This is a genomic window from Acetobacter sp. DmW_136, assembly GCF_008690365.1.
In the GTDB taxonomy this organism is placed as follows: Bacteria; Pseudomonadota; Alphaproteobacteria; order Acetobacterales; family Acetobacteraceae; genus Acetobacter; species Acetobacter oryzifermentans.
On record NZ_VHON01000071.1, the window covers coordinates 1 to 3,926 of the forward strand.

Sequence of the window (3,926 nt, forward strand, 5' to 3'; positions counted from 1 at the left end):
CCACATCAACAGGCCTTACAGAAGACCGCACACGATCACACGTCAATATGGGTCAGAAAACTCTTGCATAACGGACGGTAACCACAGAAGTAATCCGTCCACGGGTTCCAGACGCCTTGGTGGTTTTGAAAGCCGTGGAGGGCGCGCCACGTTGCGACTTGCGCCAACCGATCAGCCCTGGGAGTTGGCCTTTGCTGTTGATGGTTCCTGCAGTTACGGGAGTCAGGATGTTTATGTGGGTTTCAACCATTTGCGGGACCGTAAAGTGGCAAGCGTTGTGCCGGGCACTCCCGACCCGCGCCTGAGCCGGTGTGGACATGACGAATCCCTCCACGGCACCTATCATTTTGATGGGTGGAAACTCAGCGCCATAGCCTCATGGCAGGACAGCGATATTTCGCGTTCGTTTCCTTACTATTCGTATATTTCCACGCAGCCGGAGCAGTGGAGTGCCAATACGCAGGAACTGCGTTTGAGCACTGAAGGTAAACATCGTTTTTTTGATGTTGTAACGGGGTTTTATCATCAGACAACATATCAGGACCGCACAAGCCAGACAGCCGCTTATGTTCCAAGTTACATGCCCTACCCACTGACCGCATCGCATAACCGTGCTGAAACAGTGGCCCTTTATGGCAATGCTTATTGGCATATTTTGAAAAATCTGGATCTGGGACTAGGTGGTCGTCTCTCGCGCGATTTGTCCAGCATAGCGTTCAATTCAACCTATGGCGGGCAAACGCTTTATGCGGGCAATAAGAGCCGTAATCAGAACATGAGTCTCGGTAACGTTTCTCTTGATTATGAAGCTTTGCCGGGCTGGCATCTTCATGGTCGGGTCAGTCAGGGCTACAAGCCTGCCGGGTTTAACTACGCCCCGACAAGTATTGCAGATGCAACATCCTACAATCCGGAACGGGAGCTGAGTTACGAGATAGGGACAGTGTACCGTCATAAACAATTCTTTGCAAGAGTCGGATATTTTTATAATCACCTGCAGAATGAGCAGGTCTATGTTGGTCCAGCAGGCTACCAGACAATTGCCAGTGCGGCACGCGCCCATGCCAGTGGTGTGGAAGGGGAGATTCAGTGTGAGTTCAGACCCGGTTGGATTATTGGGGCAGATGGCAATAGAACAATCTCAAAGTTCGATAGCTTTAATGATGGCGCAGGCAATAACTATGCTGGCCTGCGTATGCCTTACGTTCCTGAGTTTATGGCTGCGGGGCATCTTTCAACGCGGTTTCAAACGGGTTTTGGGCGTATTGAACCCGGATTGGATTTGCGTGTAACTGGGCCGCAGTATTTTGATATTGCCAACCAGCTAAAACAGCCTACGTACACACAGCTAGACCTGAGAACAACTTGGTCTTTCGGGAGCCGTTACGAGGTAATGGTTTATGCGAACAACGTAACCGACAAACTATACCGTACCTATGCCTTTACAGGGCCTGCGGGAAATGTGGCGCAGATCAGTTTTGGCAGAACTGTCGGCTTCAACCTTAAGGTTGCCATGGGAGATACTGCCAGATAATGAGTGGCATCGGCAGGAAAAGTGATTCAGTTCCTCTGTTCAACATCGGGGTTCTTCCCCCAATCTGGGGTATTTACATCGCGCAAGGCGTGTTGGGTGGGCTTACGTTTGCCGGTTTGCCAACCATTCTGCGCAGTCAGCATGTCTCGTTAGGGAAAATAGGCCTGCTCTCATTGGTGATGCTGATCTGGGCTATAAAATTCCTGTGGGCGCAGCCTGTTGAAAGGTTGCGTATTTCGACAACTGGCCGAAGACATTCGCGCAAAATCATCCTGGTAGGGGAGTGTGTTACTGCTGGGTTATTATGTATCATCGCATTCTGGCCCCCTCGTTTATTTTCGGGTCTGTTCGTGCTCCTTTTGTGCGCGGCAGTTTCTGCAACAATCGTAGATATTAGCTGTGATGCATTCCTTATTGAACAGATCTCCGAAAAAAATAGGGGGACAGGCAATATGGCGCAGGTTGGGGGCGCCTATATTGGTTTGGTATTAGGCGGGAGTATTTTTGTAACCCTTTATGGCGCCTTGGGGTGGTGAGCCGACTGCTTTATTATGGCTTTTATTGTCCTAAGTCTTACTACCCCCATGTTCTTTTATAATCTGGAAAACGGGAAGATTTTTTCAGCCAGTTCTCAGGAATCGCGCCCCGGTCTTCTGAAGGCTCTTGGAAGAAAAGAAATATGGTGTGGTATCGTTCTGACCATTACGTATGAAATGAGTGGTCGGTTAGTGCAGGGTTTGACAGGGCCCTTTTTGATTGACCACGGTATTCCTCTCAATGCTGTTGGTATTTTTAACGGTATTGGCGGTGTTGTTTCGGGATTATGTGGCACAATTGCAGGGGGAGTGATGGTCAGCAGAGCGGGCGCAAAAAACGCTATGTATATGATCGCCATCTGTCACACTGTGCTTCTTGCCGTGATTTTCTTTTCAATAAAATTGCATTTTCTTAGCATATCTATAATTTTTTCTCTTTTTGTTTGTGAGGCCACACTTATGGCATCTAGTTTCGTTGCTAGCTATTCTCGGCTTATGATATTGACATCACCTAATCAGCCAGGAATAGATTTTACATTATTTCAAAGTGCGAGTGCTATTGCAGCCGCACTTCTTGGAGTGGCCGGGGCGTTCGGAGCCGGAAAAATAGGGTATGATCCAATTTTTTTACTCTCGACTTTGTTATCTTTAATAACCATTCTTTTTGTTATGTTGGTAAATTACTTTCTAGAAAAATAAAAATATAGATATAAGTAAAATATTATATGTTCATACATTGATCTGCAATGAAGGGCTTGGAATTAATGTAGAACTACCGTCGTGAAAAAATTTACTCAAAACTTCCTATCGTACTGCTTATTTTCCTCAAATAGGATTTTTTGTGATTGCCTCATTTCCAGTCTCATCCTCGTTTGTGTTTTACCACGCATGTCTTTGAAAGAAGCTGTCTTGATATGGTGATCGACCGACACGTGATGGAAGCTTATTCACCACAGACCAATGGAATGGTGGAATGTTTCGATGGTTGGGTGACAACAGAGGTGTTGTCGGTCTGTGTCTCAAGCCAGGAGGATCTGGAGATTCTGATCAGATACCTCTGTTTAGCTTATAATTATTGTTTGCAGAATTTTCTGGGCAGCATAACTCCTGCTCAACGTATTATGAGACCTGTGCGCGGATGGTAGACGGCAACATCTATTGGTGATTCTCTTCGGTTTGATTTTCGTTATGGAGAATAATGATGGCCCATCGTTTGATTGGACAGGACTGTCTTGAGTTCTCCCTCACTGATCGCGGATCGTCATCATTGGATAAAATTGCAACCCTGATCGACTGGCAGCCGATTGCGGAGATCCTGTCACCTCTCTACTCTGTCCCAAAGGGTGAAGCTGCATGGCCGCCCCTTTCAATGTTTAAAGCCATGCTCCTTGCCGTGTGGTATGACCTTTCCGACGTCAAACTGGCAGAGGCGCTGGATGACCGTATGTCTTTTCGTCGGTTCTGCGGGTTTTCCGTACGGGAGCCTACGCCAGAGCGCACAGCCTTCGTGCGGTTTCGGCGCCTTTTGACATCCCGATCGCTCGACAAGGCTTTGTTCGAAGCTGTGACGGTCCAGTTGAAAACTCAGGCAATCCGGATCAAGGTCGGTACGATCATTGATGCGACGATTATCGCGTCACAGACGGAACACGACAACGAGACCCGATGGGTCAAACATAAGGACAGAAAAGCTGTTTATGGTTTTAAGGCGCATGTTGGTGCCGATGCGATCACCGCTCTTGTGGAGCGGATCGCAATCACACCAGCTAGGCTCAGGACCTATTAATTTATTGAACTGAGCGAGCGGTTGTGATTCAGAGGCTTACCGATGGAGGGTGGGCCTGTGAGTGATGTGT

At 47.8% G+C, this 3,926-nt stretch carries 4 protein-coding genes; all 4 read left to right on the forward strand.

Going from position 1 to position 3,926, the window contains the following annotated elements; all coding sequences use genetic code 11:
- Window positions 1–235 precede the first annotated feature (235 nt).
- Window positions 236–1,534: a TonB-dependent receptor gene (locus tag FKW31_RS15325; RefSeq protein WP_166443428.1), complete on the forward strand. Its 1,299-nt coding sequence runs from the start codon at window positions 236–238 to the stop codon at window positions 1,532–1,534.
- Entirely contained in the window at window positions 1,534–2,070 is a 537-nt protein-coding gene (locus FKW31_RS15330) for a hypothetical protein (protein WP_150179001.1), read from the forward strand. The genes FKW31_RS15325 and FKW31_RS15330 overlap by 1 nt, the downstream gene beginning before the upstream one ends.
- A gap of 15 nt (window positions 2,071–2,085) precedes the next feature.
- Window positions 2,086–2,769, forward strand: a complete 684-nt coding sequence (locus FKW31_RS15335; protein WP_150179002.1) for a hypothetical protein — start codon at window positions 2,086–2,088, stop codon at window positions 2,767–2,769.
- A gap of 499 nt (window positions 2,770–3,268) precedes the next feature.
- Window positions 3,269–3,856 (forward strand): transposase, encoded by a 588-nt coding sequence (locus FKW31_RS15340; RefSeq protein WP_238332877.1) that lies wholly within the window; start codon window positions 3,269–3,271, stop codon window positions 3,854–3,856.
- Window positions 3,857–3,926 lie beyond the last annotated feature (70 nt).

What these genes read in the sequence shown, in the direction of transcription:
- FKW31_RS15330 (WP_150179001.1), top strand. Translation starts at nt 1,534, where the DNA reads ATGAGTGGCATCGGCAGGAAAAGTGATTCAGTTCCTCTGTTCAACATC.
- FKW31_RS15335 (WP_150179002.1), top strand. Translation starts at nt 2,086, where the DNA reads ATGGCTTTTATTGTCCTAAGTCTTACTACCCCCATGTTCTTTTATAAT.
- FKW31_RS15340 (WP_238332877.1), top strand. Translation starts at nt 3,269, where the DNA reads ATGATGGCCCATCGTTTGATTGGACAGGACTGTCTTGAGTTCTCCCTC.